The sequence below is a fragment of the Pseudomonas sp. GL_135 genome (assembly GCF_057834665.1).
Genome location: NZ_CM174408.1, coordinates 3,914,578 through 3,940,847 on the forward strand (window position 1 = coordinate 3,914,578; position 26,270 = coordinate 3,940,847).

Sequence of the window (26,270 nt, forward strand, 5' to 3'; positions counted from 1 at the left end):
CAAACATTTCGCCTTCGGCGAGTTACTTGGAAAAGCACCCCAAGTAACCAAGGGTGCTTGCTCCTGGTTGGGCCCTTCCTTCGTCAGGGTACCCTCACTCCGACGACGCTCCGTGGGCCCGCGCCGAACGGACATCCATGTCCTAGCGGCGCTCTCGCCGCATCCATGCGGCTCGGCCCACTCCGCGTCGTCTGCGTTCGGCCTGCACCAAAGTCGCGTTTGGCGGTGTTTGAACCTTCTCTGTATGAGATCAAAAGCAAAAGCTTCCCGGCTGAAGCCGGTCCTACTGACTGCACGCGCTGCTTTTTGTGGGACCGGCTTTAGCCGGGGAGGCCAGTTCAGGCGCTGGCGATTTCAGGATCTTCGCTGATCGTGCCCACGCTCCGCGTGGGCATGCATACCGTGACGCTCCGCGTCACCCGACACCGGTTCCACTGAGTGAACGCGGTGTTTTTGTAGGACTGGCTTTAGCCGGGAAGGGGCCAGTCCGGGCAACACTTTTTGGACTGAGTTGAGCGACTGATTTATTTACGACGCCTCACTGCAAATTCATCAGTCCCCGAGCTCCCGCGTCACCCTTCCCACTCACAACTGCCCTTCATTCCTGAGCCGCATGGCCTTCGCGCGCTTCTCCAGTACCACATACACCACCAGCGCGATCATCAGCGGGATGAGGAAGTAGATCACCCGATAGCCGATCAGCGCAGCGAGCAGTTGGCCTTTGCTGAATTGGTGTTGCATCAATGTGATGAACACCGTCTCAAGCACACCGAGCCCGGCGGGGATGTGGGCGATGACGCCGGCGATGCTGCTGATGAGCAGGATCCCGAGCACCGCCGGGTAGAAGGCTTTTTCCGGCAGCAGGACGTAGATGAGCAGCGCCATCAGTCCCCAGTTCAGCGCGCCCAGCAAGGCTTGGCGCAGTGCCTGGTTGAGTGAGGGCAGGACGAGTTGTTGCTTGCGAAGGGTCCAGGTGCGTTTTTTGGAGAAACGGCAGGCCAGGAAGTACGCCAGGCAGACGGCCAGCAAGACGAAGCCGATCAGTTGCAGCGTGGTGTCGCCGATCTTCCAGCCTTCCGGGAGGTCGACGAAATCACCCGCGAAGACAAACCCCGCCAGCAGCATGTAGCCCAGCCAGTTGGTGATCAGGCTCAGGCTGAGGATCCGGGTGATGGTCGGCACGTCCAGGCCCAGCCGCGAATACAGGCGATAACGAAGCGCAATGCCACCGACCCATGAACTCAGGTTCAGGTTGAAGGCATAGCAAACAAACGTCACCGGGATGATCTGTTTTATGGCCAATTTGTGTTCGGTGTAGCGCCGGGCCAGGACGTCGAAGCAGCAGTACGTGAGGTAGCTGCCAGCGGCGATGACGAAGCCCAGCGCCAGGGTGCTGAGCTTGTAGGACTCCAGAGCGTGCATCACCTCGTTCCAGTCGAGGTTTTTCATCAGCGTGAACAGCAAGACCGGCACGGCGATGAAGAAGAACAGCGTAAACGCACGTTTGGCCCACTTCAGCCACGGACGATTCTTGCTGGCCTCGGTCGGTTTCTGCTCGTGGGTGGACGCTTGGGAGACGCCTGTCATAAGGATTTTTCCTGATCGGTCGGCAGGTCGTTTTTGAGGGCGGCGGCTTCCGGCAGTGTTTCCGGTGCGCGCAGGGGTTTCAGCCGAGGGCCGTGTACCGGGAACAGACCGGCAATCGCCGGGAAGTGCCGCAGGAAGTGGAAGCTGAGGAAAATCATCGGCGCACGCCACCATTGCCCTTTTGCCAGGCCCTTGAGGTTGACCTGTTTGCTGTGGGCCACCGCGAGGTCGCGCAGGTGTTCGTGCAAGCGCTGGTTCAATGCATGGTCGCGGATGAACAAATTGGCTTCCAGGTTCAGCGCGAGGCTCAGCGGATCGAGGTTGCTGGAACCCACAGTGGACCATTCGTGGTCGATCAATGCGACCTTGCCGTGCAGCGCCCGTTGTTTGTATTCATGGATCACCACGCCTTCACGCAGCAGCCAGGTGTAGGTCAGGCGCGAGCACACGCGCACAAACGGCATGTCTGGCTTGCCTTGAAGGATCAGCGTGACCTTCACCCCGCGACGGGCTGCGTTGCGCAGTTCACGCAAGAACCGGTAGCTGGGGAAGAAGTACGCGTTGGCAATGGTGATGCGCTGAGTCGCATTACGCATCGCCAACAGGTATTGCTCTTCGATATCGGTGGTGTGATGACGATTGTCGCGTTCGGCGAGAAGCATCCGCGCGCTGCCGGCCTGACGCGTCACCGGCTTGAGCGGCGTGAAGGTCTTGCGCACGGCCGGGCCGAGCATGCTCAGCGTCGAGCGATAGATGTCGGCGACAATCGGCCCACGCACCAGCACGGCGTAGTCCTGCTTGGCGGTGATGCCGGTGTCGGCCATGTGGTCGACGCTGTAGTTGATGCCGCCCATGAACGACGTCTCGCCGTCGATGACCACCACCTTGCGGTGCAGGCGCCGGAACAGATTAGTGCGCATGCCCATCAGTTTAGGGCGCGGGTCGAATAGCTGAATCTGCACGCCGGCCTCGATCATCTTGCTGACGAACGCGGTGCTCAGGTCGCTGGTGCCGTAGTCGTCCACCGTAATAATCACCCGCACGCCACGGCTGGCCGCTTCGATTACGGCCTGCTGCAAACCCTCGCCGACGCGGTCTTCGAAGATGATGAAGGTCTCGATCAGCACCTCTTCGCGCGCCCCACGAATGGCGTCGAACACCCGGGCGAAGAAGTCTTCGCCATTGATCAGCAACTCCACCGAGTTGCCGTCCCGCCAAAGGCCACACATGGCGCCCATCGCTCTCATACCCCTCAAAGCGTTACCTCCACCGCCAACGGCGCATGATCGGAAAGGTGCGACCAGGGACGATTCGACATCACCCTGGGCGACCGGATGTGCGCGTTGCGCACGTAAATGCGGTCCAGGCGCAACAACGGGAAGCGCGCCGGGAAGCTTTTCGCCGGCGCGCCAAATGATTCAACAAAAACCTCGCGCAGCCCGGCAGGATTCAACACATCATCGGCCTTCTGCCGCCAATCGTTAAAATCCCCCGCCACAATCACCGGCGCATCGGCCGGTAGACGCCCCACCAGGTCGGCGAGCAATTTCAGCTGCTGCTGACGATGAACCTCTTTCAGGCCCAGGTGCACGCACACTGCGTGCAGCTCGCCGAAATGCGGCACGTCCAGCACGCAATGCAGCAAGCCGCGTTCCTCAGTGCCGTGGATCGAGATGTCGAGGTTGTCATGGCGGAGGATCGGGTACTTGGACAGCAGCGCATTACCGTGGTGGCCATGGGGATACACGGCATTGCGGCCGTAGGCAAAGTCCTTCCACATGCTGTCGGCAAGGAATTCGTACTGCGAAGTGGTCGGCCAGTTCTTCACGTTCTGCGCGTGGTCCTGATGCTCGCCGTGGACTTCTTGCAGGAAAACGATATCGGCCGACACTGAGCGCACTGCGTCACGCAGTTCCGGCAGGATGAAGCGTTTATTGAGGAAACCGAAGCCCATGTGCATGTTCATGGTCAGCACGTTGAGCGTGACTGAGGCCGACGCGCTTTGTCGTCGGCCGTTGAGGTCTTCGGGGATCAGGGCACTGGTCACAACGTGGCTCCATGCAAATCGCCTGGCGCAACTTCCAGGTTTTCAGTGAGATTGAAACGTTCAAGCAACCGGCGCGCGTCGTAAGGGGCGCGGACCTTGATGTCGTTGTCGAAATAGCAATAAACGTCGCGGGACTTTCGTGCTCGGGGGGCTTTGTCCACGATCAACTGAGCATCCTTGGGCTGCGCGCCCCGTTGCCAGGCATCGATGCGATCACCCCAGTGCCTGATCGCCTCGTCGGAATACCCGCTGGCATAGAGTTCCTTGTCACCGTGCAGGCGCACGTAGACGAAATCCGTGGCAAGGTCTTCAACGTGGGGCCACTTGCCGGCGGTGTCCGCGACCACCAGCGCCACCTTGTATTTGCGCAGCAGCGCGACAAACTCAGGCACCAGAAAGCTTTCATGGCGGATTTCAACGGCGTGACGCAGCTTCAGGCGCGCCGGAATGTCCAGATAACCCGGCTGCTGCAGCCGTTCTGCGCATTTGCTGGCGCAGGCCTTGGCGGCTTTACCGTCGTGGGGCAGCAGTTTGAGAAAGTGCTCGAAGCGCTCGGCGTCGAATTTGAAGTTGGGCGCGAACTGCCAGAGGATTGGCCCCAGTTTTTCCTTGAGCTGAAAAACACCGGAGGCGAAGAAGTTGGCGACAGGCTCGTCGATTTCCTTGAGACGGCGGACATGGGTGATGTAACGCGGGCCCTTGACGCTGAAGACAAAACCCTTCGGCGTATCGTCGTACCAGCGTGCATAAAGGTCAGGCGACTGCAATGAATAGAACGAGCCGTTGATCTCGATGCTGTTCACAGCCCTGGAGGCGAATTTCAACTCGTTTTTCTGCGTCAGGCCGTCGGGATAGAAATCCCCGCGCCATGGCGTGTAACGCCAGCCTGAAATGCCGATACGGATGTCGCCCATGCCTGCGCTCTCTCGTGTCCTGCCACGGCACCTGCCGCGACACTTCTGAACTAGAGATAAGAAGCTTGGGAACCCGGCAGGTTCCCTGGCTTTTTGCGGGCGTCGTCGCGCAGATTGCCGCAGGCTGCACTCAGGACGCGGCCATGGCCCTTTTGACCTTTTCCCGCGCGCCGCAGACATTCATCTGGCACCACCGGCGACGGCCGTTTTTAGAGGTGTCGAGGAACAGCCAGTCGCAGTCCGGGGTGGCGCACGCCTTGAGACGCGACAGATCGCCGGAGGTGAGCAGCTCTGATGCCTGAACCGCAAGCCGGCCGATAAACCCGGCCGTCATCGAGCCCAGATCATCGCCGACACGCCAGCGCCAGATCACACCCGCTGGCGTCAATACCAGCAGGCGCTGGTCGGCCGTGTCGGCCAGCGCCTGATTCAACGCATCGAGGCTGACTTGATCGGCGCTGTGGTCCAGCGCCATAGGAAGCAATAACCGATACAGCGCTTCGCGGAAATCGATCAATTGTTCAAATGCCGTCACCGTGTGCCAGGAAGAACGGCGCACGACGGCAACGAAGTGCTGGTGCTCCAGATCGTCGATCAGGTCGGCGTGGCGGAACCAGTGGACGATGTCCTCCAGGTTGCCCAGCTTGTCGACGACCTCCAGCAACCCCGTGCCCGGGCGGCGGCCGTCACAGGTATTGAGGTAATCCAGCACAGCCGACCCGCCGACGAGGCGGATGGCGTTGATCTTCAGTTGTCCGATAGACATGGAATGCCCTCAGCTTGAGGCGGTGAGGGAATCATGGCAGAGATGTGAGGGGTTGCTGAAATTTCGGACGGTTGTGGGGTGAGGAGGAATGAGCAAACCGGTTCAGTCATCCTCCGGAGGCTCATAACACCTAAGGACGCCATTGAGCCAAGGGTCGACGATTTCGACTTTCAAATCTCGCAAGTAGGGGTCACGCTCAGGACACTGGTGAGCATCGGGGCCGTAAATATCAACCAAGAGGTATCTGCAGCCAGGCTCGTCAAACGCATAAACAAGCCAGTGGTCTCGATCTGCCTCTACACCCCGGCGAACAGTGCGATAGAAAGGGTCGCTAATCTTCGCCCATCGAGCGGTGATGGCAGGGTCAACGGTGAACTGGATGTGGTGCAGCGGGAGGGGGTGGATGTAGCCGTCGCGGCCAAACTCATTGGGTAAAATGCCGCAAAGCTTATAGTTGTAGAAAGCAGTGTAGATGACACCCCAATCGGAGACACCTTCTTTAAAGAGCTCTGTTACTTCAACGCGTGGATGCAAAACCCCTCACTTAGTCAGCGGCAGTTTGCCATGCTGAACAAAGTATTCGTTTTTTTCGTCACTGGCTTTGATCGCCTGTGTCAGTGCCTCGCTCAGGCTCACACCGCTTGTGCTGACGCGAGGTTTTGGTCGATCGGCGACCGGTTCAGATCGCTTCTGCTGGATCGTAGCCATTGTGGCTCTCCCTCATGAGTAGTGGCGTCGCCGATGCTACGCCGTACCTTAAATTTGATCAATGAAGCGGCGAATATCATCATGTTTCAGAGGCCATGCCTCATCTACGAAAGGATACCTCCAGACACCGGGTAACCGTTCGATTAGCTTTGCAACCTTTGAAATCCCACTCACCTCAAGCTCACACCCGCCTCAAGACGTCCCGCCAAGCTGAGAAAGACTCGCCGCCAGCTCGCTCTTGCGGAACGGTTTGGTCAGGCGCGGCAAATCCGGGTCCAGCCCTTCATGTTCCGCATACCCCGATACAAGCAGGATCGCAGTCCCGGGTCGAGCGTTACGGACCCGTCTGGCCAGGTCGGTACCACTGATGCCGGGCATGAGATGGTCCGTGATGATCAGGTCGACGTGCTGGCCGGTCCCAAGCAGTTGCAGGGCTTCCTCGCCAGACGAGGCTTCGATGACCCGGTAGCCCAGGTCGGCCAGCATGTACGACGTGCTGGCCCGCACAAGCTCTTCATCGTCTACAAGCAGCGCGATCCCTCGCAGCGAGTGCCGTTCCTGCGCGTCGTCGATACGTGATGCCGAGGTCGGCAGGGTCATACTCCGTGGTAGCCAGAGCTCTACGTTTGTCCCAAGCCCTGGCGAACTCTGAATGGTCAGCGCGCCGTTCAGCTGGGACGCCAGGCCGTGCACCATCGACAGACCCAGCCCAGTGCCTTTGCCGACGCCCTTGGTCGAAAAGAACGGTTCCACCGCCCGCGCAAGGGTGGGCGCATCCATACCAATGCCGGTGTCCGCAACGGACAGGCACAGGTAGTCGCCGGTCGGCAGCCTGGAACGGTGGTCCCTGCTCACCCACTCGGTGCAGGCAGATATCCGCATGGTCCCGCCCTCTGGCATGGCGTCGCGGGCGTTCACGGAAAGATTCAGAAGCGCCATCTCAAGCTGATTCGGGTCCGCGATCGCCGCTGGCAGATCAGGCGGAGCATCGACCACGACCCGGATCTGCGGCCCGGTGGTGCTGGCGACGAGATCGCCCATGCCGTTCACCAGTTTCGCCACATCGACCGACACCGGCTGCAGCGGTTGACGACGAGCGAAGGCCAGCAACCGCTGAACGAGTGTCCTGGCGCGATCAGCGGATTGCACGGCGCCGGAGATCAACCGCTGCTCACGTTCACCGCCCACGCCTCGGCGCTGGAGCATGTCGAGGGTGCCGACGATCGGGGTGAGCAGGTTGTTGAAGTCATGGGCCACGCCACCGGTGAGCTGCCCCATGGCTTCCATCTTCTGACTCTGGCGCAGCGCCGCCTGGACTTCTTCACGCTCGGCGATGGCATTGGCAATTCGTCCTTCCAGCGTGGCGTTCAGCTCCCGCAGCCCCTCTTCGGCCTCCTTGCGCGCGGTCACCTCGACAGCCGTGCCGGTGACGCGCAGGCAGCGGCCGGCGGCGTCGAACACGCCGCGCCCCTTGGCGGCGACCCAGCGAATCACGCCATCGTCCCTGCCAATGGTGCGGTAGTCGACGTCATAAAGGGCGCGGCGTTCGGGGTCGATGGCCGCCGTGAACGCCTCGATCGTTGCGTCCCGGTCATGGGGATGCAAACCGTCATAAAAGTCTTGAATCGTGACTGGCACGTCAGCCTGGATGCCGAACATCGCTTTGGTTCTGGGCGGCCAGATCAGCGTGTCGTGAACGATGTCCACGTCCCAGAAGCCGATGTCGGCGTGTTCGACGGCAAGGCGCAGACGCTCTTCGCTTTCGCGCATGCGCATCTCGGCGCCCACCCGCTCGACATGCGCCCAGCAGCGTTCGACGACTTCCCTGACGAGCATGACTTCCGAGGGCAGCCAGTCGCGAGGCTGATCCTGATGAACCGCCATCATGGCCGTCAGCCGGCCATTCTTGACCAGCGGGCAGCAGATGATGGCGTCAACGCCGATGCCCCGAAACATCTCGAGGCCTTCGCTGGGGCCGAGCTCTGCGCCGACGTCGTGCACGATCAGCGTTCGGCCTTCGCGCATGTCAGCCGCCGCCCGCGGGCCAAAAAGATCGAGGCTGTAGGTTCCGGCCGAGCTCTGGATGCCAGCCGCGTTGTAGTCGCTGCGAATCCAGAAGCGGTCGTTATCGACGTCGACATCCGCGTAGGCGCAGCGCGACACGTTGAGCCGGCGCCCGAGCAACTCGGTCGCAACGAGCAGAGCGTCTTCGGCGCGGCGGATGCTGAAAAGGCGAGCGTCGAGTTCATCAAAAAAGCTCAGTCTCGCCGCGCTCTCCTGCAGCGCCGCTTCCGCCTGATGCTCGGCGGTGCGGTCGCGGAAGATTTTCACGAAACCGCCCTGATCCATGACAAGGGGCATCATCAGTCCCGAGCCCCAGAAGCGCGCACCGTTTTTATCAACGTGCCAACGCTCGTTGACGGCCCGCCCCTGTTCCACCGCGAGTGCGAGCTCGCTCTGGAACACTCGCTCGGCCTGGTCGGTTTCGGTGAAGAAAAGATCGCCGTCGCGGCCCATGACTTCCTCGGCACGGTAGCCGACAACACGCTGAGCGCCGATGTTCCAACCCGTGACCTTGCCTTGGGCATCGAAGGTGATGATCGCAAAGTCCTCTGCGCCTTCGACGATCTGGCGGTAGCGCGCCTCGCTGCTGCGGATCGCTGCCTCGGCTCGAGCACGGTGCACGACCAGTCCGACGGTCTTGACCAAGAAGTCGCCGATCTCGATATCCGCCGGCAGCGGCTCGCGCCGTTCAGGGTGATACATGACAAACGTGCCGAGCATGGCGCCCTGTGCCGACCGAATCGGAATGGACCCGCAGACCTGCAAACCGTGTCCGACGGCGAGCGCCCGGAATGCGGCCCAACGAGGATCGTTTGCGATGTCGGGCACCGCCACCCGTGGGTTCGGGCTCGCAGACGTGCTGCCGGGACCTGCGCCTGGGCTGACATGGGTGCTTTCGACAGCCTCGATAAATGCCAGGGGCAGGCCAGGTCCGGCGCAATGCTGCAGGTGATTGCCCTCCTCGTTCAAGAGCAGGATATTGCCCAGAAAACGGGACGGGGACAGCGCCTCCACCTCGCGGACAATCGCGTCCAGCGCGACGTTCAGCGGTGTTTCTTCAACCGCCAGTTCAAGGATTCGGTTCTGGGCGGCCCCCCGTGCTGCCGCGCGATTGCGTGCCTGGGTCAGGCGGGCATTCTCGATGGCAATCGTTGCCAGACGCGCCAGGCTTTCCAGGCGTTTGACCGTATCGTCGTCGTGAGTGCGGACCTGCGACCAGTAGGCGCCGAGTGCCGCGACCGGAACAGGTCGACCAATAGGTGCCATGACCAGACTACGGACGAACGTCGGCGCGTAGGCGTCCTGCGGGATACGTGGATCGGCCCGTACGTCAGGGATCGCAACGGTCTCGCCGCGATGCATGACCCACCCTGAAATACAGTGATCGGCCGGGAAAGTCTGGCCTTGCCAGAGCGGTGAGACCGCATCTTCCGCTATGTAGGAACAGTGCCCGTCATCCTGAATAACGATCGCGACGCCATCCGCGCCGACCGTGGCGCGCGCCACATCGCGGAGCACGGCAACAACCTCATCCACTGATTCTGCCATCACCAGCCGCTCACTGGCATTCAGCACATGAGACAGGCGCTCATCGCCGCAAGGATCGACCGGATTGGTAGTCAAACGGATCTCCCGACATCGCCACGGCATCAACATCCCGCAGACTGGTTCGAACTGGACAGGGCTAAAGCGGCATTGTATCGGGTAACCCTTTGCCCTCGACACGGCCCGAATCAGTTTTTTCGACGAAGCGAACCACGCGCAAACAGCTCACCCTTTTGCATGATTCCGCAAACCTGAAACGACGAAGCCCCGCTATCAGAAAACCGACCAGCCAATCCGCGAGCTCAACAATTCCAGTGCCGCCATCCCGGCGAGCGAATTCCCTGCTGCATTGAGTTCCGGCGACCACACGCACACGGTAAATTGCCCCGGCACGATCGCCACGATTCCGCCCCCTACCCCGCTCTTGCCCGGCAACCCCACGCGGTAGGCGAAATTGCCGGCTTCGTCATACAGCCCGCTGGTGGCCATGATCGAGTTCACTTGCTGGGTCTGGCGTGGGGTGAGGATCTGCTCGCCGCTGTGCTTGCAGAACCCGTTGTTCGCCAAAAAGCAGAACGCCCGGGCCAGATCCAGGCAGCTCATCTTCAGCGCGCAGCAACTGAAATAACTGCGCAGCACGGTTTCAACCTCGTTATGGAAATTGCCGAAGGACTGCATCAGGTACGCCATTGCCGCATTACGGGCGCGAAACTGGTACTCGGAATCCGCCACGCGGGCATCCATCAAGACCTGGGGATTAGCCGAAAGCCGCCGAACGAAATCGCGCATGGACAACGTCGGCGCGGCGAAGCGCGACTGATTGATGTCGCAAATCACCAAAGCGCCGGCATTGATAAAGGGATTACGGGGCCGCCCGCGCTCGAACTCCAGCTGCACCAGCGAGTTGAACGGCTGGCCTGAGGGTTCATGACCCAGGCGCTCCCAAATGGCTTCGCCGGAATGGCCGATCGCCTGAACCAGGCTGAACACCTTGGAAATGCTCTGCACCGAAAACGGCTCCAGTGCATCGCCCGCGCAATGATAGGTGCCATCGTTGCCATACACGGCAATGCCCAACTGCTGGGCCGGCACGTCGGCCAGCGCGGGAATGTAATCAGCCACCTTGCCCTGGCCGATCAGGGGACGGACTTCGTCGAGAATCTCGTTCAACAGCGTTTGCATGAAGGGTCCTGGTGTCGATCCCCTGACGGCAGCAGGGGTTAGGATTCATGACGAATGCTGGAGGGACGGGATCACACAATTGGCCAGGATTTTGGTTTTTGCTGCGGGTGAGCTTGCACGTCTGGGTTGGATGGTTTCCACATCTCCCGCAAAAATAACCAGTAGATGATGCGGGTGATGACAACTTTCCTGAATTGACTACGGAGCCAGTGCTCCCTCGATCAAGTAGACATCTGTCTTGGCCGAGCGCTGGCGGATTTTTCTCAACGCGGTGTACTCGGCAGAGTTGTACCAAGCCTGGGCGTTATTCACGCTCGGAAACTCAATCACGACGCGTCGACGCTGTGGCGCCACACCTTCGAGCGAAGTAATCTTGCCGCCACGGACGATGAAATGACCGCCATAAGGCTTGAATGTTGATTCCACCTGAGCGCTGTAAGGCCTCATCCCCTCCGGATCGGTGATTTCAAATTCGGCAACATAGTAGGCCGGCGGCGACTTCGCTTCTGCTGCCATTAACCGACCGCAGGATGCGGCGACAAAAACCAGCCCCGCCATTGCAAGGAAATTAACCCTGAAGTGTTTCATCACCTACCTCCATCAAAAAACCAGTTCGCTTAGTCTGAGCGTGCCCTACAGACACGTACTTGCAGAAACCGTCAACGTCTGGCTTGAGTGCTGAGTTGAACCGGATCGGTTTCAATTAACACGTCGGACACGATCATTGTCTGAGTGACTTTCATATATTTATGAGAGTGCGCAGACGCAACAGGGCTTTGGTATTGATTAGTACATCAGATCATTAGCACATCAGAAAGCCGAGAGCGATGAGCTGCGGCTGCGAGTGAGTCCGCATTGGAGTCGTGAGGCCCGCCAGGCCGCTCTACACATGGATTGCTGAGCGCTGCTCACGGATTCATTCTCGAAACACCCGTTATCACCGGCAACCTGGTGACATAGGCTCCCGTCTTAATAGTCCAGCAGCATTGTTTCCTCGCCGAGTGCATGTTCAAGAGCGTATGCATCGGGGTGGAGTCATTAACCGCGGCCGGCTTCAGCAACCAAAACTGTGACGGAGACATTGATGAACCGTATGAACCCCACCGTTAATGGAGCTGGAATAGAGTTGTCTCGACGCCAAGTGCTGATAGGCACCGCAGGCACGGCAGTCACGGCCGTGTTCACGAAGGTCGATGATGCCCGGGCCGCTGCCGGCACGAAAGCAGCAGCGCCCAGCCCGCCGGACAGCCAGGTAAACCTGGTAGTCCATGGGGAGCGAGTTGCGCTCAATGTCGATAACCGCACCACCCTCTTGGACGTACTTCGAGAAAGACTCCATCTGACCGGCACCAAAAAGGGCTGCGACCACGGTCAATGCGGGGCTTGCACGGTGATAGTAGAAGGACGACGAATCAATGCGTGCCTCACGCTTGCAGTCATGCACGAAGGTGACAGCATCACCACCATTGAAGGCCTCGGCACGCCGGGCAACCTGCACCCCCTCCAATCGGCTTTCATCAAGCATGACGGCTACCAATGTGGTTATTGCACGCCAGGGCAGATCTGCTCGGCCGTCGCGATGCTGGAGGAAATAAAGGCCGACATCCCCAGCCATGCAAGCGATGATTTAGAGGCTAAAAGCACTGTCACAACCGCCGAAATCCGCGAGCGCATGAGTGGCAACATCTGCCGTTGCGGGGCCTACTCCAACATCGTCGACGCCATTCAAGAAGTAGCCGGGGGCGAGGCATGAAATCTTTTACTTACGAACGCGCCACCTCTCTGCAGCAAGCGGTGGACGCCGCAGCGAGTCACCCGGGTTCGCGATTCATCGCGGGCGGCACTAACTTGCTCGATCTGATGAAACTGGAAATAGAAACGCCACAGCACCTGATAGACGTAAACGGACTCGCGCTCGACAAGATCAGCTCGACAGAGGATGGCGGGATAAGAATTGGTGCCTTGATGCGTAACACCGACTTGGCCGCCGCCCCCGAAGTTCGGCGGGATTACGCCGTACTGTCGAGAGCGCTACTGGCGGGAGCGTCAGGCCAACTGCGAAACAAAGCCACAACGGCCGGCAATCTATTGCAACGCACCCGGTGCGCGTATTTTTACGATCCCGATCAACCCTGCAACAAGCGGCGCCCCGGTGCCGGCTGCTCTGCAATCGGGGGCGCCAGTCGGCAGCAAGCGATCATCGGCGTCAGCGATGCGTGTATCGCCAGCCATCCCAGCGACATGGCGGTGGCGCTGCAGGCATTGGGCGCAAGGGTGGAAACCCTCAATCCGAAGGGCCAGACACGCACGATCGCTCTCGCTGATCTGTACACCGCTCCCGGAACGACACCGCATATTGAAAACACCCTGGGAAATGCCGAACTGATTACTGCCGTGACCTTGCCTAAACCCGTGGGAGGCAAGCACATCTACTACAAGGTTCGTGACCGCGCGTCTTACGCGTTTGCGCTGGTGTCTGTCGCAGCGATCGTGCTGCCAGACCAGACAGGTCGGATTGCGCTGGGGGGAGTGGCGTACAAACCCTGGCGAAGTGAAGAGGCCGAAGCTCATCTCCCAGACGGCGCAAAAGCCGTCGCAGAGCGTTTGCTGGCTGACGCTCATCCTACCGCGCAAAACGCTTTCAAAATCAAACTGGCAGAACGGACGATCGGTCTGGCTCTTTCCAGCGCCTCTTCTTAAGCAAAATCACCGGCATGGCACGGCCGCGGTCGATTGATCAGGAGTGACCCTCATGAAGTTTGATACGCCTGCGAACACCAATCCCATCGACCAAATGAAGGTGATTGGACAGCCAAAAGACCGTGTTGAAGGCAGGCTGAAGACGACGGGCACGGCGACCTATGCCTATGAGCAACAGGCCGCCGTCAGTCCTCCCGCCTACGGCTATGTAGTGGGCTCATCCATCAGTAAGGGCCGGATCTCTTCGATTGATTCCAGCGAAGCACGCCAAGCCAGCGGCGTTATCGCAATCGTCACCCACGAGAATGCAGGTCAGCTGGACAGAGGCGAATTTTACGTTGACCGCGCACTGGCCGGTCCCCAGGTGGATCACTATCACCAGGCAGTGGCAATCGTCGTCGCACAGACGTTCGAACAAGCCAGAGCCGCGTCGGCTTTGCTGCGCGTCTACTACGTCAGAGAGCCCGGCGCCTACGATCTGGCCGCGCAGCGAGCGTCAGCCACGACGCCCGCGCCAGGTGCATTTGGCCCTCCTCCACAGACGGCCATCGGGGATTTCGACGGCGCGTTCAAGGAGGCAGCTGTCACACTCGAAGGCCACTACAGCACCCCGGATCATGCCCACGCGATGATGGAACCCCACGCGACCATCGCTCAGTGGCAGGGAGAAAAACTGACGCTGTGGACGTCTATCCAGCAAATAAACTGGGGCGTCAGGGATCTGGCTAAAACGCTCGGTATTCCCAAAGACAACATCCACGTGATCTCGCCCTATATTGGTGGCGGCTTTGGCGGGAAAGGCACCATTCTGTGTGACGCCGTATTGGCCTCACTGGCGGCAAGAGCAGCCGGGCGGCCCGTAAAAGTGGCGCTTCCACGCCCGCTCATGTTTAACAACCTGACGCACAGGCCGGCGACGATCCAAAGGATACGCCTGGGTGCCAATACGGACGGCACGCTCACCGCAATCGGCCACGAGAGTTGGTCGGGCAACCTGCGCGGGGGTCGCACCGAGGCGGCTACCGCATCGACCCGAACGTTGTATGCGGGCGCGAACCGTATGACCCGTTTGTACCTTGCCCAGCTCGACCTTGCTGAAGGCAGCGCCATGCGCGCACCCGGTGAAGCACCTGGCATGATGGCGCTTGAAATCGCAATGGACGAAATGGCTGAAAAACTCGGTATGGATCCTGTGAAATTTCGTGTTCTGAACGACACTCAGGTAGACCCGGAACAGCCTGATCGCCCGTTCTCCCAACGTCAGCTCGTCGAATGCCTGACCACCGGAGCTGATCGCTTCGGCTGGGCTACACGCACTCCCCTTCCCGGTAAGCAATTGCACGACGGCTGGTACATCGGCATGGGCATGGCGTCCGCCATTCGTGGCGCACCCACGACGAAATCCGGTGCTCGAGTCCGGCTTGACCGCAAAGGTTTGGTCACCGTCGAAACCGACATGACAGACATTGGCACCGGCTCTTACACGATCATTGCCCAGACTGCGGCTGAAATGCTGGGCGTTGAAATGGATAAGGTGAACGTCAACCTGGGGGATTCGCGATTTCCGGAATCATCGGGTTCAGGTGGCCAGTGGGGAGCAGCCTCGTCCACCGCGGGCGTTTATGCTGCTTGCGTGAAACTCAGGGAAGTCATTGCTGCGAAGCTAGGCCTCGATCCCGCCAAAACAGAATTCAGCGACGGCTACGTTCGTGACGGTTCGAAAAACCTGCGACTGACCGAGGCCACCCGGGATGGCGATCTGTTGGCCGAAGACGTGATGGAATTCGGCGACCTGGCCAAGCAGTATGCCCAGCAGACCTTCGGTGCTCACTTCGTCGAGGTGGGTGTCAACGCTGCGACAGGGGAAATCCGCATTCGCCGTCAGTTGGCGGTGTGTGCAGCAGGAAGAATACTCAACCCCAAAACAGCTCGCAGTCAGATCATCGGGGGAATGACCATGGGCGCGGGCGCAGCGCTTATGGAAGAAATGATTGTGGATCATCGCCTGGGTTTTTTTGTTAATCACGACTTGGCCGGCTACGAAGTCCCGGTGCATGCTGACATCCCTCACCAAGAAGTCATTTTTCTGAATGAAGTAGACCCCTATGCAACCCCGCTCAAGGCCAAGGGTGTCGGCGAGCTCGGTATTTCCGGAGCGGCAGCGGCCATTGCCAATGCCGTCTATAACGCTACCGGCATCAGGGTTCGGGATTACCCCATCACACTCGACAAGCTGATTGATCATCTGCCCGCTGTGGGCTGACCTTACCGCTCTTCGCTTCGGAGTCATCCATGCAGCTCAGCCGCACGAACCTGGCAGATATTATTTATTTCCTCGCCATCGCTCGGCATCAAAGCTTCAGAAAGGCGGGTCTGGAAGTCGGGATCAGTGCCTCCGCGCTGAGCCATGCCATGAAAGGACTGGAGACGCGGCTCGGCGTCAGGCTGCTCAATCGCACCACTCGAAGCGTGACCCTGACGGCCGCAGGCGAGGAGTTGCAAGGCCTCATAAGCGCGCCAGTCAACGACATCGGTCAGGCACTGGAAACCCTCAACCGGCTACGGGATGAGCCTGCCGGCCGCATCCGGCTCAACGTGTTGAGCGACGGCGCAAAGCTATTGCTGGGCCCGGTTCTTCCCGTTTTCGTTGATCGCTATCCGGACGTCGAGATTGACCTGACCGTGACCAACCGAATGGTTGATATTATCGGCGACGGGCATGATGCAGGGATCCGGTTCGGCGGGACGGTTCCCGAAGACATGATTTCTCAACGACTCTCCCCCGATGTGGCTTGGGCAGTGGTGGGAACGGCTGATTACCTTGCGCGATTCGGTACCCCGAGCCATCCAGAAGACCTCTACCAGCATCGCTGCCTGCGCGTGCGCCTGGGTAATGCCCGCATCTATCACTGGCAATTCTCGAAAGACGGTCACCAGATGGAAATAGACGCGCCAGGCGCGATCACTATCGACGAAACCCGCGTCGGCGTAGCGATGGCGATGCGCGGCGTCGGCTTGATGTACGTTCCCGCCTATGTGGTCAAACGGCAGCTTGCCGAAGGTTCCTTGCAGCGCGTGTTGGAGGACTGGACTCACCACGATCCAGGGTTTCATATCTATTACTCAAGTTTCCGACAGGTCCCGGTAGGCCTGCGACTGCTCATCGAGCTTATTCGCGAACTCCAACCCATGGGACCGCTCCCCTAGCGACTTAACTCTCCTGCCGCTTGTTGAAGACATCATCGAAGGCTGGCACCGCTGAAAACGCATTTGGCCAGCCCGCATAGAAAGCAAGGTGCGAGAGCAGTTCGGAGGCCTCGGTCTGCGTCAGCCCATTGTCCATCGCACGATTGAGGTGGTAGCCGATCTGGGCGACCTGACCGTTCGCCACCAACGTGGTAACCGTAATCAGGCTTCGGTCTCTGGGGGCAAGACCCGGCCGTAGCCACAAATCGTTGAAGAGCGCGCTGGTGGTGTATTGCACCAACCCGGGCGAAACCGGCCCGACGGACTTATCGACACTGGCGGCGCGCGCCTCTTCGGCGATCTGATCGATAGGCAGCAGGTCGGGCGACACAGGCGCCAGTTGGTCAGGTGTTACGCCGTGCCTGCCAAAGACTTCTGTGGCAATCGGTGCCGCGCCGGCGGCATTACCCCACCCTGAATAGAACGCAAGGTGGTTGATTGTTTCGGATAGCTCCAGGGGCGTCACTCCATTCTTCAAGGCCAGATCAAAGTGCGCGGCAAGCTCGGCAGTCTGGCCGCGTGCGATCATTACTGCGACGGTTGCCAGGCTCCGGTCGCGGGGAGACAGTTGCGTGCGTTCCCACACTTGACCCAGGAGCAAGGTGTCCCTGTTGTGAGCCATTGCCGGCGAGGCAGCACGTATATCGGCTGAAGTAGGCATTTGAGAAACTTCCTTCGTCATCACGCCCTTTGGGGTGGCGCATGCAAATAAACACATCGCTAAGCTGACTGTTGCAGATGTGCGAATAATCATAGTGAGGCGTCGTACTGAGCATTGCTAACGGGCTCAAGCCACTCGACATTATTGCCGTCAGGCATCTGCTGGATGGCCATGTGGGTAACCCCGGTCGTACTCGTTGCACCATGCCCATGTCTATTGGACACAATGCCACCCAGCAAGACCCACGCAGGCACGGTTGCTCTCTGCCACATAGCTCACCTCTCGCTGATCAATAGGGTTGCAACCAAGCTAATTCATCCCTGTGCGTTCATCTACCGCGCTCGCGGTTCATGCCCCGATGAGCGGCACTCACCAATCGCCAATGCCACGGTGTGCAATCTGTCAGCAACTGCCCACCTGAACGTCATGCCGTGTTCCGAAGTCATAAAAACACCTCAGCCATGTTCCTCAAGGTGCCTTATGCGTTTGATACCCGAACTGAACGGCAAAGCTCACGTGCTGATATGCGGAGCCAGCCGCGGTATTGGCCTGGCACTGTGCGCGGCGTTGCTGGCTCGCGATGATGTGTCTCAGGTTTGGGCAGTATCACGAAACGCTACTACGGCTACAGAGCTGGCAAAGCTCGCAGAGCACTATGGCGACCGTCTGAAACGAGTCGACTGCGACGCGCGGGATGAGCCATCCCTCGAAGGACTGGTGAGCGAGACGCTTGCAGGGTGCGATCATCTGCACCTCGTCATCAGTGCACTGGGCATCCTTCATCAGGACGGCGCCAAAGCAGAAAAGGGTCTGGCGCAACTGTCGCTGGCGAGCCTGCAAGCGAGCTTCGCGACCAACGCCTTTGCTCCCATCCTGCTGCTCAAACACCTGCTTCCGTTATTGCGCAGGCAACCTTCGACGTTCACGGCGCTGTCCGCGAGGGTTGGCTCCATTGGCGATAACCGATTGGGCGGCTGGTACAGCTACAGAGCCAGCAAAGCGGCGCTCAACCAGCTGCTGCACACGGCCAGTATCGAACTGAAACGCTTGAACCCTGCCTCTACCGTCCTCGCCATACACCCAGGCACAACGGATACCGACCTGTCCCGGCCATTCCAGGCGAATGTGCCTGAGGGTCAACTATTTGAAGCGGGTTTCTCGGCGGATCGCATTCTTGAGGTGGTAGGCGCACATGGGCCGGAGGACAGCGGGACATTTTGGGCCTGGGACGACAAACCCATTGTCTGGTGACGTGTTTTGATCGAGAAATCCCTGCCAGGCATGTCCCCCCGAAGGAGGAAACATGCGGCAGGAATCGTTTAGAGCATGCCCGCTGCGTTGCGCACCCCTTCAGGCGCAGCTTTGGTTTCAGACAACGCCCCGCCATAAGCACCAGCCGCCATGGCGACCGGGTTGCCGCCACCGCCGATAAGGCCCACGGCTGCGCCTTTCGCAGTGTCCACTGCGCCTCCGACGCCGCCTTTGAGCATCCCGCCGACACTGCCGTCGGACTCGCCGATGCCAGTCATCACGTTACTCAAACCGGGCACCATCCACAGTGCTTTCCCGACTTGCCCAGCGGCTCCGGTTAAACCGTCCTTGTTATGGCTTTGCTCGGCCACAGGCGTGTCCTTGGTGTGCGTGGGGGCAGCATCGCCGCCGGCAGGTTGCTTACTCGCCCCGCCGCCAACTGACTGCAACAGCGCCCCGATCAACTTATCCAGCAGCTGCAGAAGCGGTGAGTTCTGCGTCGACTGCTCACCGGCGTTGCCCAGTCCCGGGCTCTGCTGAGCCAGGGACTGGTTTTGCAGACCCGACGGCCCGCCACTCCCGGCAGGGCCGCCATAGTTCACTGCGCCCGTGGTGGATTGCGTGGCGTATTGAGAATTCTGCGTGCTCTGGTCAGCCCGGTAAATGGCCGCGCCGCCGCTGGCCAGAGCGCCCGAACCTTGGGCGACATTGCTGAAGTTGCCGGTGGCACGGCTGCCGCCGTTACCGGAATCGGTAGGGGTATTCGAGGGTTTGCCCGCGTCGGGCGTCGGCTTGGCGTCCGGCTTGGAGGCATGGGGAGTGATGTCTGGTGTCTTGGGCGACGAGGCGCCGAGTCCGGGTAATTTCACGTTTTTCTCCAAACTGAAAGGTCGGTTGGCAGTGCCCCAGGCCCACTCTGGACCGCTTGCACGGATGCAGGCGTGTTGGATGTTGTAACGGGGCGATCGCTGTGAGGTTCGCGTGGGAGTGGGTAGCCCTTGTGTGGCGCCTAACGGCAGATCGGTTCCGCGGAAATAAAGGGTCCGGTCTGCAGCGGGGTCCCGATCTTCACTTCGCAGCAAAAAACGCCTTCAGCGCGCTCGCCAGTTCAGCCGGCGCCTCCTCCGCCATGTGGTGGCCGCTATCGATTCCGATGCCGGTGACCTTCTGTTGTGCCCATGGCTGCCAAACAGCAATCACATCGCCGTAGAGGAATTCGAGGTCATCCTTCAAGGACCAGATGACGTGAAGCGGGCATTGAATCCGGCGACCGGCCTCGCGGTCTTCCTTATCATGCACGTGGTCCAGGGCGAGGCCTGCGCGATAATCACCGAGCATTCCGATAACCGTTTCGGGGTCCTGGATCGCGGCCTGAAAATCCTCGAAATTCTCCTGGCCCATCGATTCGGCGCTGCCTCCGTACCAGGCTTTGGGGTCGGCGAAAATCGCCCGCTCAGGCTTGTCGGGTTGAGCATAGAAAAACCAGTGCCACCAGGTGGAAGCAAACCGCGCGCCACACCGTTCGAGCGCTTCCAGGATGGGCACGCCATCCAGAATCGCCAATTTCAGCACCCGAGAGGGATGGTCAAGGGCCAGACGAAACGCCGCGTAGCTGCCCCGGTCATGACCGGCCACATGAAATTTATCGAAACCGAGGCGATCCATCAGGGCGATGCAATCACGCGCTTTCGCTCGTTTTGAGAATGCCTCGTGGTCATGGGCGTCGGCGGGCTTGCTGGACTTCCCAAAACCTCTGAGGTCAGGGCAGATCACCGTAAAAGAGTCTGCCAGCAGTGGCGCCACCTGATGCCAGGTCGTGTGGGTCCGTGGATGACCGTGAAGCAACAGCAACGGAGGACCAGAGCCACCGTAGCGAACCCGTAGCGTCGCCTCAGGCAGATCAATCATCGCGAGCTGGAAACCTTCGAACATGTTCACCTCCTGGTGACCTCCCACGGTAGTGCAGGCACCGCTGGCGTGCGCTCGCTTCAAGCTCACCGATTACAGTCGGCCGTGCGCAACTTCCTGACAGCTTAGAATCGATGCGCCGATCATCGGCATGAACAGCCCTATCGCCCTTTTTCTTCGTGGGGACCGACAGCCGAGCGGGCAGGTCAGGACGGCATCAGCAACTGCGGCAGCCCGGAAAGGTCTTTCAATACAGCGTCAGGTTGCCATGCGGGGTCCAGTGGTTCGCCCTCTCGGTCGATCCAGACGGACCGAATGCCCAGTTCCTGGCAGACCTTCAGATCACTGAACTGGCCCATGGCGACATGGATCGTTTCATCTTTCGTAACACCCATCGCGGCGTAAGCGTAGTGGAAGAGCGCGTGATCGGGCTTGTACGCACGCGCCTGTTGGGCCGTGATGACAAAATCGATCGGTGTACCGATGGCGGTGATGGTGTTGGCAATCAGGTGATCCGAGGTGTTGCTGATGACGGCGATCCGGTAATGCTCGCGCAATAGGGCAAGCGCTTCGGGTACGTCGGGATGGGGCTCGATCCTTCCCAGGGTCGCGAGCAAGGTCTCAAGGTCTGCCGCCGTGGCGTCATGACCGGTTTCGCGCAACGCCTGGTTCAGGCTCGCATCGAGTACCGCTTCATAGTCGCGAAAGGGCGATTGCTGTTGATGCTCCATCGCAATCTCACGCAGGCGCACCGCGAAACTTGCGATGCTTTCCGTGGAGGCAGGGGCCGACAGATGTCGCTCAAGGATGGATGCCGCCGCTCGCCGTACGGCGTCATGCCATTGAACGAGGGTGCCATAGCAGTCAAAAGTGATGACTTTGGTGCGGGAATCAAGCTCAAGCATGGACGTGTTCTCCGAGGCTGCGCAGTGAGGTCGCGTGCTGATCAGGAATGTACGGGTACGCGCTTAAACTCAGTAGCCAGCTTGCTTGAAGAGTTCCACGGGAATGCGCGTCTGATCGGTCGAGCGATGATGTCCCTGCTCATGACTTGACCAAAATTGGTGCAACAACATTAACCGGATCACGCCCGCCCGAGCCTGCAGACTTCCTGCGCTTCCATTCCCAGCGTTGTCGATTCAAATATTCTGGAAGCGGACCAGGCATCGGGCCCTGAGTGCATCGAACCCGCATTTGTGAGGAGGGCCAACACGCAGTCGGTTTCTTCGAACCACCACGTGGTTGCGCTAAACCCGAGCACGTTCCCGCCATGACCGATCACAGGCCCGTATGGCGTAGAAGCACGGAAAATACCCAGCCCCATCTGCCTGCCGGGCTGAGCGGGGAGCCAGGCAAAAAACTGCCGTTGCATCATCGGGCCCAGCAACCGCCCGGACTTCAAGGCCGCCATGAACGTCACGATGTCCGATGCTGAAGACACGATGCCCCCTGCAGCCCACTCCACCGACAACTGACTGGATGAAACGTCCAGCAAGCCTGGGCCTGTGTAACGGTAGGAAGGCGCGACGCCGGCCGTTTGTAGAAAACATTCGGTCGCCCAATGGTAGCGTCTGGAAATGCCCGAGGCTGTGAGTCCTTCAGCGTCTTCAAGACCGGTCGAGGTCATCTTGAGCGGGCTGATAATGCGCTGTTTCAGCACATGTTCAAGGGGCTGAGAAGTCACCGCTTCAATGAGCAAGCCCAGTAATGTGTAGTTGGTGTTGGAGTAATGGAAACCTTCACCCGGTTCGAATACGGCTCCCACGCCACGGATGTAATCCAGTGGCTCAGAATGGGCCCAACGTTTGCCGGGGGTAATGTGCTCGCCTCTCCCGTCACGAATCCATCGGTCGTCATCTTCCCAACTCGCGATGCCGCTGTAGTGGGACAGCAACTGGCGAAGGGTCACGGTTTCGGCATTCGCAATGCCTTTCAGCACCGGCACCGGGAGGTACTGAGCCAAGGTGTGATCGAGACCGATACGCCCCTCCTCCACCAGCTGCAAGGTGACCACCGCGACAAACACCTTGGTTATGCTGCCAACCCCAAAGGTGCAGCCGGGATGTGCCGGCATTTTCTGCTCAAGATCGACATACCCGGCAGCCCCTTCCCACATCACGCCCCGACTGTCCCCAACGGCTATCGCCAGGCCAGGGACCATCGCTGGCGCGAGGCGATCAATGAATGTTTGAAGGTGAGAATGTGCGGTCATTGTTCGGGTCTTTTTTTGAGTAGATCCAACCGAGGAGGCCCCGCCACCGATGAGGTCGCCAACCCCTTTCATCTTGCTGGACTTTGTCTACGCTGAAAAGCGATGGGGTCATGAGGACCTCGACGTTCGCTCAGGAGTATTACCATGCACAAGCTCGTTTCGTCTGCGCTCATCACTGCGCTGATGACTGCGTCCGTTGTTCCTTTAGCCCTCGCCGAAGACGACCTGGCAAAAGGCATTCGTCATGACAACCGTGAGCTGGATAACGGCATCGATCATGATGCCAAAGAAGCCGACAAAGGCGTCAAGCATGACGCCAGCGAAGTGGATAAAGGCGTTAAACATAACGACGAGGAGCGTCATAAAGCGGATAAGCATCTGGATAAAGAAGCCAAGAAGCATCGTTGATCACGCTAATTTCCGCTTATTAAAGGCTGCTATTTAAAAGGAGTGGTCGATGCGTTTTCTTTCTTTAACTCTGCTTGCAGCACTTATCGTCGCAGGACCTGCGTTTGCCAAGGATGATCACCACGAGTGCGAAGCGGCACTCGAGAAACTGAAGGCAGCGACGGAGACTGACTTCACCTCGTCAGGTCACCATGAGCATCAACAGCCCAAAGCAGCCCATGAATCGGGCGACTTCAAGAAATGCGCCGACCAGGCGAACAAGGCGTTAGCGCACATGAAGCAGACGTAACTGCACGCTCAGCGGCTATGGGAGCGGCTCGTCTCTAGGAGGCCCCACCGGATGAATACGTTGTTTCAGTGGGGCCGCCTTCAGCCGGGGGAGATCGATCTGGGCGAGGGGAATCACGGATTCGCACGTCGGGGGTGTTGAATCGCAACAAATGCGGCCATCGCCTACCCTCGCGCCAACAACCAATCATCAATCATCTTCACCGCCCGCCCCACATCAACCTGATCACTGCGAATGTGCAGCTCGGGAAACACCGGCGGTTCATACGCTGAATTCACCCCGGTAAACCCTGTGATTCCCCCCGCCCGCGCACGCCGGTACAACCCTTTCGGGTCCCGGGCTTCAGCCACCGCCAGCGGCACATCGACAAACACCTCCACAAACCGCGCACTGCCCACAATCGAGCGGGCCAGCTGCCGGGCCGAGCGCGTGGGCGAGATCAACGCCACCATCACCGTCAGCCCCGCTTCAACCATCAACGCCGCGACTTCCGCCACCCGGCGCACGTTCTCTTCACGATCTTCGGCAGAAAAACTCAAGTCGCGGCACAGACCGGTGCGCAAGGAGTCACCGTCCAGAATGCAGGTCGTCAACCCGCGTGCGCGCAGCACCGGATTCAGGCTGTCGACGATGGTGGATTTGCCCGCCGCCGACAGGCCGGTCAACCAGAGGACCCTGGGTCTGGCGCCAGGCCTGGCCGAGGTAATTTCGCTAAACGGGTACGGCACCAGGTTGTTGTGCTGCGTCAGGCCAGGGGGGGTTGTGATCATGACAATGCTCCTCCTTGAGTCGGCGTCAGGCGTGGGCCTGGTGGATGATGAAGTCCACGTTCATGACGTCGTAGATCGGCTTGAAGTCGCCGTAGGCGTGCACGGCGCGAAAGCCGGCCGCACGCAGTTCGTCCTGCAACTGGCGCGGACGAATCGGGCACACGCGCAGCCGATATTGCGGCCCGTCGGCAAAGCGATAGACGAACTCACACACCGACTCGTCCAGCTCGCCAAGGCTGACACTGGCGGTGTCGCCGCAGTAGTAGTACCGGCCTGAAGAGGTGAAACGGCCGGCTAGAATCGCCTCGAAGTTGCGCTGATCGATCAACAGCAGCCCACCGGGTTTGAGCATCTGCCGAAACCGCTTCAACACGGCGATGCGCGCCTCGCGGTCGAACAAATGGCACAGCGAGCTGCCGAGGCACAGCACCGCGTCGAACGTGCCCAATACACGGGCATCAAGCGCTTGCCAGTCGCAACGATGGAGCGGAACGTCGACCCCCAGCCGCGCGAAGTTGCGGCGGGCGCGATCCACCATGGTCGGGCTGCCGTCACAGGCAGTGACGTCAAACCCGGCCTTGTGCAGCTGGGCGGCATGGAAGCCGCTGCCGGTGGCGGCATCCAGCACCCGCCAGGCACAGGCGGGGCGCAGCAGATCGTAGAAGAAAGAGCCTTCGCCGGCCGCACGTTTGTCCCAGTCGATGAGTTCGTCCCAGCGCTCGACGAAATCCGCCGTGTACTGCCGGGCATAATCCTCCTCGGCACTGCCTGACAGGTCAGCAGGCGAAAGCGCGATAACCGGCGTCATGGGCGGCGACTCCTGCGTGATGGCTGTTGGTGTGGTGGCTCGGGTCGGCGTACGCCCGGTATTTACTGCCCAGTTCCTCCGCCCAGGCGGCGGCATCGCAGACGCGCATCTCGGCCATGGCGAAATTCAGTTCACGCTGCATGACTTGCCTCTGCGCCTCGCCGAACACCGCCGTGCCATCGGCGCGAATCAGGCTGATGCCGTCCAGGCGCTGCCCCGCGTCGTTGACCTTGATGGCTTCTTCGCGCGTCACGCCGTAGGGCAGGTCGAGCAGCACCTTGCCCATGCCGACCTTGACCGGATAGCCACCGGGCAACCCGTGGGGACCGGGGGCGTGAACCCGCACCTCGTGATCGGCGTACAGGTTTTCCAGCACGGTCACCGCAGACATGGCGGTGAGGTACTGCCCGTCAACGCCGCCGAGCCGACTGAATTCACGGGCGACGCAGCCAAAAATAGCCTCGGCCGTGTGCTCGTCGGTGCGCTCTTCGCCATCAATCCAGTAGGTCAGGTTGAAGCTGGCGTCGTGCCGTTGCGTCGCCAAGCCATGGCGGGGCACGCTGTGACTGAAATAGTGATGGCCGATGAGTTTGGCGCAAACCTGTGTCGGCAGGCAGTCGGTCAGATGCGCAATGGCGCTGCGCGTGGCCGGAACCAGGTTGGCGATGTTGCCGATGCCGACATCCGGCGCCATGCCGACCTTGTAGAGGATCGGATTGACGGCGTCCGGAAACGCCGCGTTGACCACCAGACTTTTCGGGCACGCCTGTTTGACGGCGCGCATCAGCGCGTAGGCCGGGGCCAGGTGCATCGGTAGCCAGGGGCCGAGCTGCGCCTGATCGAGGGCAGCGAAACGCTCGGCCGGCAATTGCGTGATCACCCGCCAGGATTGCAGCGAGGCACAGTTGATAATGATGTCGGGCCGAATCTTCAGCAGCATCTCGGCATTGCGGTTGATGCACGACTCGCGCAGGTCCATCTCATGGCTGTGAATCTGAATCGCGACGTTTTGTTGAAGTGCGGCCAGTCGGATCAGGTTGCACATCCGCGTGGCCTTTTCGAGATCGCGGCTGGCGACGTGGAATTCGAACTGATTGCGCGGGGCCATGACCTGCAGGATTTGCAGGCACAAATTGCCGCCGCCAACGATGAGCAGTTTCTTGCGGTGCATGGTGTTCTCCCTGAAATGCGTGAGGGACTGCGG

General features: G+C 60.0%; 25 protein-coding genes and 1 pseudogene. 7 read left to right on the forward strand and 19 right to left on the reverse strand.

The genetic code is table 11. The annotated features are described in order from the left end of the window. Positions 1-585: 585 nt before the first annotated feature. The 10 genes from AC3ISG_RS17465 to AC3ISG_RS17510 form a co-directional block, all read right to left on the reverse strand. Positions 586-1,587, reverse strand: a complete 1,002-nt coding sequence (locus AC3ISG_RS17465; protein ID WP_122624777.1) for a lysylphosphatidylglycerol synthase domain-containing protein — start codon at positions 1,585-1,587, stop codon at positions 586-588. Continuing rightward, positions 1,584-2,816 carry a cardiolipin synthase ClsB gene (clsB, locus tag AC3ISG_RS17470; RefSeq protein WP_241043632.1) on the reverse strand — a complete coding sequence of 411 codons (1,233 nt, stop codon included), beginning with the start codon at positions 2,814-2,816 and terminating at the stop codon, positions 1,584-1,586. Before clsB ends, AC3ISG_RS17465 begins: the two co-directional genes overlap by 4 nt. 23 nt (positions 2,817-2,839) lie before the next feature. Next, a complete protein-coding gene (locus tag AC3ISG_RS17475) occupies positions 2,840-3,634 on the reverse strand; it encodes an endonuclease/exonuclease/phosphatase family protein (RefSeq protein ID WP_420793028.1) in 795 nt (264 codons plus the stop codon). Further along, a complete protein-coding gene (locus AC3ISG_RS17480; RefSeq protein WP_489297553.1) occupies positions 3,631-4,548 on the reverse strand; it encodes a DUF72 domain-containing protein in 918 nt (305 codons plus the stop codon). Before AC3ISG_RS17480 ends, AC3ISG_RS17475 begins: the two co-directional genes overlap by 4 nt. Positions 4,549-4,678: 130 nt before the next feature. Then, the gene (locus tag AC3ISG_RS17485; RefSeq protein ID WP_122624774.1) at positions 4,679-5,314 is read right to left on the reverse strand and encodes a CGNR zinc finger domain-containing protein; all 636 of its coding nucleotides are present in this window, start codon (positions 5,312-5,314) and stop codon (positions 4,679-4,681) included. A 102-nt stretch (positions 5,315-5,416) separates the two neighbouring features. After that, positions 5,417-5,848 carry a type II toxin-antitoxin system YafO family toxin gene (locus AC3ISG_RS17490; RefSeq protein WP_272631067.1) on the reverse strand — a complete coding sequence of 144 codons (432 nt, stop codon included), beginning with the start codon at positions 5,846-5,848 and terminating at the stop codon, positions 5,417-5,419. Between the two features lie 6 nt (positions 5,849-5,854). Then, positions 5,855-6,022, reverse strand: a complete 168-nt coding sequence (locus tag AC3ISG_RS17495) for a hypothetical protein (RefSeq protein WP_163022152.1) — start codon at positions 6,020-6,022, stop codon at positions 5,855-5,857. 192 nt (positions 6,023-6,214) lie between these two features. Next, a complete protein-coding gene (locus tag AC3ISG_RS17500) occupies positions 6,215-9,634 on the reverse strand; it encodes a PAS domain S-box protein (protein WP_489299553.1) in 3,420 nt (1,139 codons plus the stop codon). Between the two features lie 270 nt (positions 9,635-9,904). Then, positions 9,905-10,813, reverse strand: coding sequence for a glutaminase B (gene glsB, locus AC3ISG_RS17505; RefSeq protein ID WP_122624772.1), 909 nt, complete (start codon positions 10,811-10,813; stop codon positions 9,905-9,907). 198 nt (positions 10,814-11,011) lie between these two features. Then, entirely contained in the window at positions 11,012-11,401 is a 390-nt protein-coding gene (locus AC3ISG_RS17510) for a DUF1330 domain-containing protein (protein WP_489297554.1), read from the reverse strand. 496 nt (positions 11,402-11,897) lie between these two features. On the opposite strand from AC3ISG_RS17510, the gene paoA reads away from it, so the two are divergent. The 4 genes from paoA to AC3ISG_RS17530 are packed head-to-tail and all read left to right on the forward strand — an operon-like array spanning position 11,898 to position 16,720. Further along, positions 11,898-12,566, forward strand: a complete 669-nt coding sequence (gene paoA / locus AC3ISG_RS17515) for an aldehyde dehydrogenase iron-sulfur subunit PaoA (protein WP_489297555.1) — start codon at positions 11,898-11,900, stop codon at positions 12,564-12,566. Then, positions 12,563-13,513 (forward strand): FAD binding domain-containing protein, encoded by a 951-nt coding sequence (locus AC3ISG_RS17520; protein ID WP_489297556.1) that lies wholly within the window; start codon positions 12,563-12,565, stop codon positions 13,511-13,513. Before paoA ends, AC3ISG_RS17520 begins: the two co-directional genes overlap by 4 nt. A 52-nt stretch (positions 13,514-13,565) precedes the next feature. Continuing rightward, positions 13,566-15,776 (forward strand): aldehyde oxidoreductase molybdenum-binding subunit PaoC, encoded by a 2,211-nt coding sequence (paoC, locus tag AC3ISG_RS17525; protein ID WP_489297557.1) that lies wholly within the window; start codon positions 13,566-13,568, stop codon positions 15,774-15,776. A gap of 29 nt (positions 15,777-15,805) precedes the next feature. Continuing rightward, positions 15,806-16,720 (forward strand): LysR family transcriptional regulator, encoded by a 915-nt coding sequence (locus tag AC3ISG_RS17530; protein ID WP_122624768.1) that lies wholly within the window; start codon positions 15,806-15,808, stop codon positions 16,718-16,720. A 4-nt stretch (positions 16,721-16,724) separates the two neighbouring features. On the opposite strand, the gene AC3ISG_RS17535 is transcribed toward AC3ISG_RS17530, so the two are convergent. Both AC3ISG_RS17535 and AC3ISG_RS17540 read right to left on the reverse strand, forming a co-directional pair. Beyond that, positions 16,725-17,513: a carboxymuconolactone decarboxylase family protein gene (locus AC3ISG_RS17535; protein ID WP_489297558.1), complete on the reverse strand. Its 789-nt coding sequence runs from the start codon at positions 17,511-17,513 to the stop codon at positions 16,725-16,727. Next, a pseudogene (locus AC3ISG_RS17540) lies at positions 17,510-17,635 on the reverse strand ((R)-mandelonitrile lyase); the annotation flags it as partial. The pseudogene AC3ISG_RS17540 and the gene AC3ISG_RS17535, both read right to left, overlap by 4 nt. A 265-nt stretch (positions 17,636-17,900) precedes the next feature. On the opposite strand from AC3ISG_RS17540, the gene AC3ISG_RS17545 reads away from it, so the two are divergent. After that, positions 17,901-18,671 carry an SDR family NAD(P)-dependent oxidoreductase gene (locus AC3ISG_RS17545; protein WP_489297559.1) on the forward strand — a complete coding sequence of 257 codons (771 nt, stop codon included), beginning with the start codon at positions 17,901-17,903 and terminating at the stop codon, positions 18,669-18,671. Positions 18,672-18,739: 68 nt separating this feature from the next. On the opposite strand, the gene AC3ISG_RS17550 is transcribed toward AC3ISG_RS17545, so the two are convergent. The 4 genes from AC3ISG_RS17550 to AC3ISG_RS17565 all read right to left on the reverse strand — a co-directional run bounded on the left by AC3ISG_RS17550 (position 18,740) and on the right by AC3ISG_RS17565 (position 22,791). Then, positions 18,740-19,540, reverse strand: coding sequence for a hypothetical protein (locus tag AC3ISG_RS17550; RefSeq protein ID WP_489297560.1), 801 nt, complete (start codon positions 19,538-19,540; stop codon positions 18,740-18,742). Positions 19,541-19,739: 199 nt separating this feature from the next. Continuing rightward, on the reverse strand, positions 19,740-20,603 hold the full coding sequence (locus tag AC3ISG_RS17555; protein WP_489297561.1) for an alpha/beta fold hydrolase: 864 nt from the start codon (positions 20,601-20,603) through the stop codon (positions 19,740-19,742). A gap of 182 nt (positions 20,604-20,785) precedes the next feature. Further along, a complete protein-coding gene (locus AC3ISG_RS17560) occupies positions 20,786-21,484 on the reverse strand; it encodes a haloacid dehalogenase type II (RefSeq protein WP_489297562.1) in 699 nt (232 codons plus the stop codon). A gap of 179 nt (positions 21,485-21,663) precedes the next feature. Further along, positions 21,664-22,791, reverse strand: a complete 1,128-nt coding sequence (locus AC3ISG_RS17565) for a serine hydrolase domain-containing protein (protein WP_489297563.1) — start codon at positions 22,789-22,791, stop codon at positions 21,664-21,666. Between the two features lie 144 nt (positions 22,792-22,935). Here AC3ISG_RS17565 and AC3ISG_RS17570 point away from each other — a divergent pair, with 144 nt between their 5' ends. Both AC3ISG_RS17570 and AC3ISG_RS17575 read left to right on the forward strand, forming a co-directional pair. After that, positions 22,936-23,199: a hypothetical protein gene (locus AC3ISG_RS17570; RefSeq protein ID WP_489297564.1), complete on the forward strand. Its 264-nt coding sequence runs from the start codon at positions 22,936-22,938 to the stop codon at positions 23,197-23,199. A gap of 49 nt (positions 23,200-23,248) precedes the next feature. Continuing rightward, positions 23,249-23,488 carry a hypothetical protein gene (locus AC3ISG_RS17575; protein ID WP_489297565.1) on the forward strand — a complete coding sequence of 80 codons (240 nt, stop codon included), beginning with the start codon at positions 23,249-23,251 and terminating at the stop codon, positions 23,486-23,488. 164 nt (positions 23,489-23,652) lie between these two features. Here AC3ISG_RS17575 and cysC read toward each other — a convergent pair whose 3' ends face one another. The 3 genes from cysC to AC3ISG_RS17590 are packed head-to-tail and all read right to left on the reverse strand — an operon-like array spanning position 23,653 to position 26,237. Further along, the gene (gene cysC / locus AC3ISG_RS17580; RefSeq protein ID WP_489297566.1) at positions 23,653-24,258 is read right to left on the reverse strand and encodes an adenylyl-sulfate kinase; all 606 of its coding nucleotides are present in this window, start codon (positions 24,256-24,258) and stop codon (positions 23,653-23,655) included. 25 nt (positions 24,259-24,283) lie between these two features. Beyond that, entirely contained in the window at positions 24,284-25,066 is a 783-nt protein-coding gene (locus tag AC3ISG_RS17585; RefSeq protein WP_489297567.1) for a class I SAM-dependent methyltransferase, read from the reverse strand. Next, positions 25,035-26,237, reverse strand: a complete 1,203-nt coding sequence (locus tag AC3ISG_RS17590; protein WP_489297568.1) for a hypothetical protein — start codon at positions 26,235-26,237, stop codon at positions 25,035-25,037. Before AC3ISG_RS17590 ends, AC3ISG_RS17585 begins: the two co-directional genes overlap by 32 nt. Positions 26,238-26,270 lie beyond the last annotated feature (33 nt).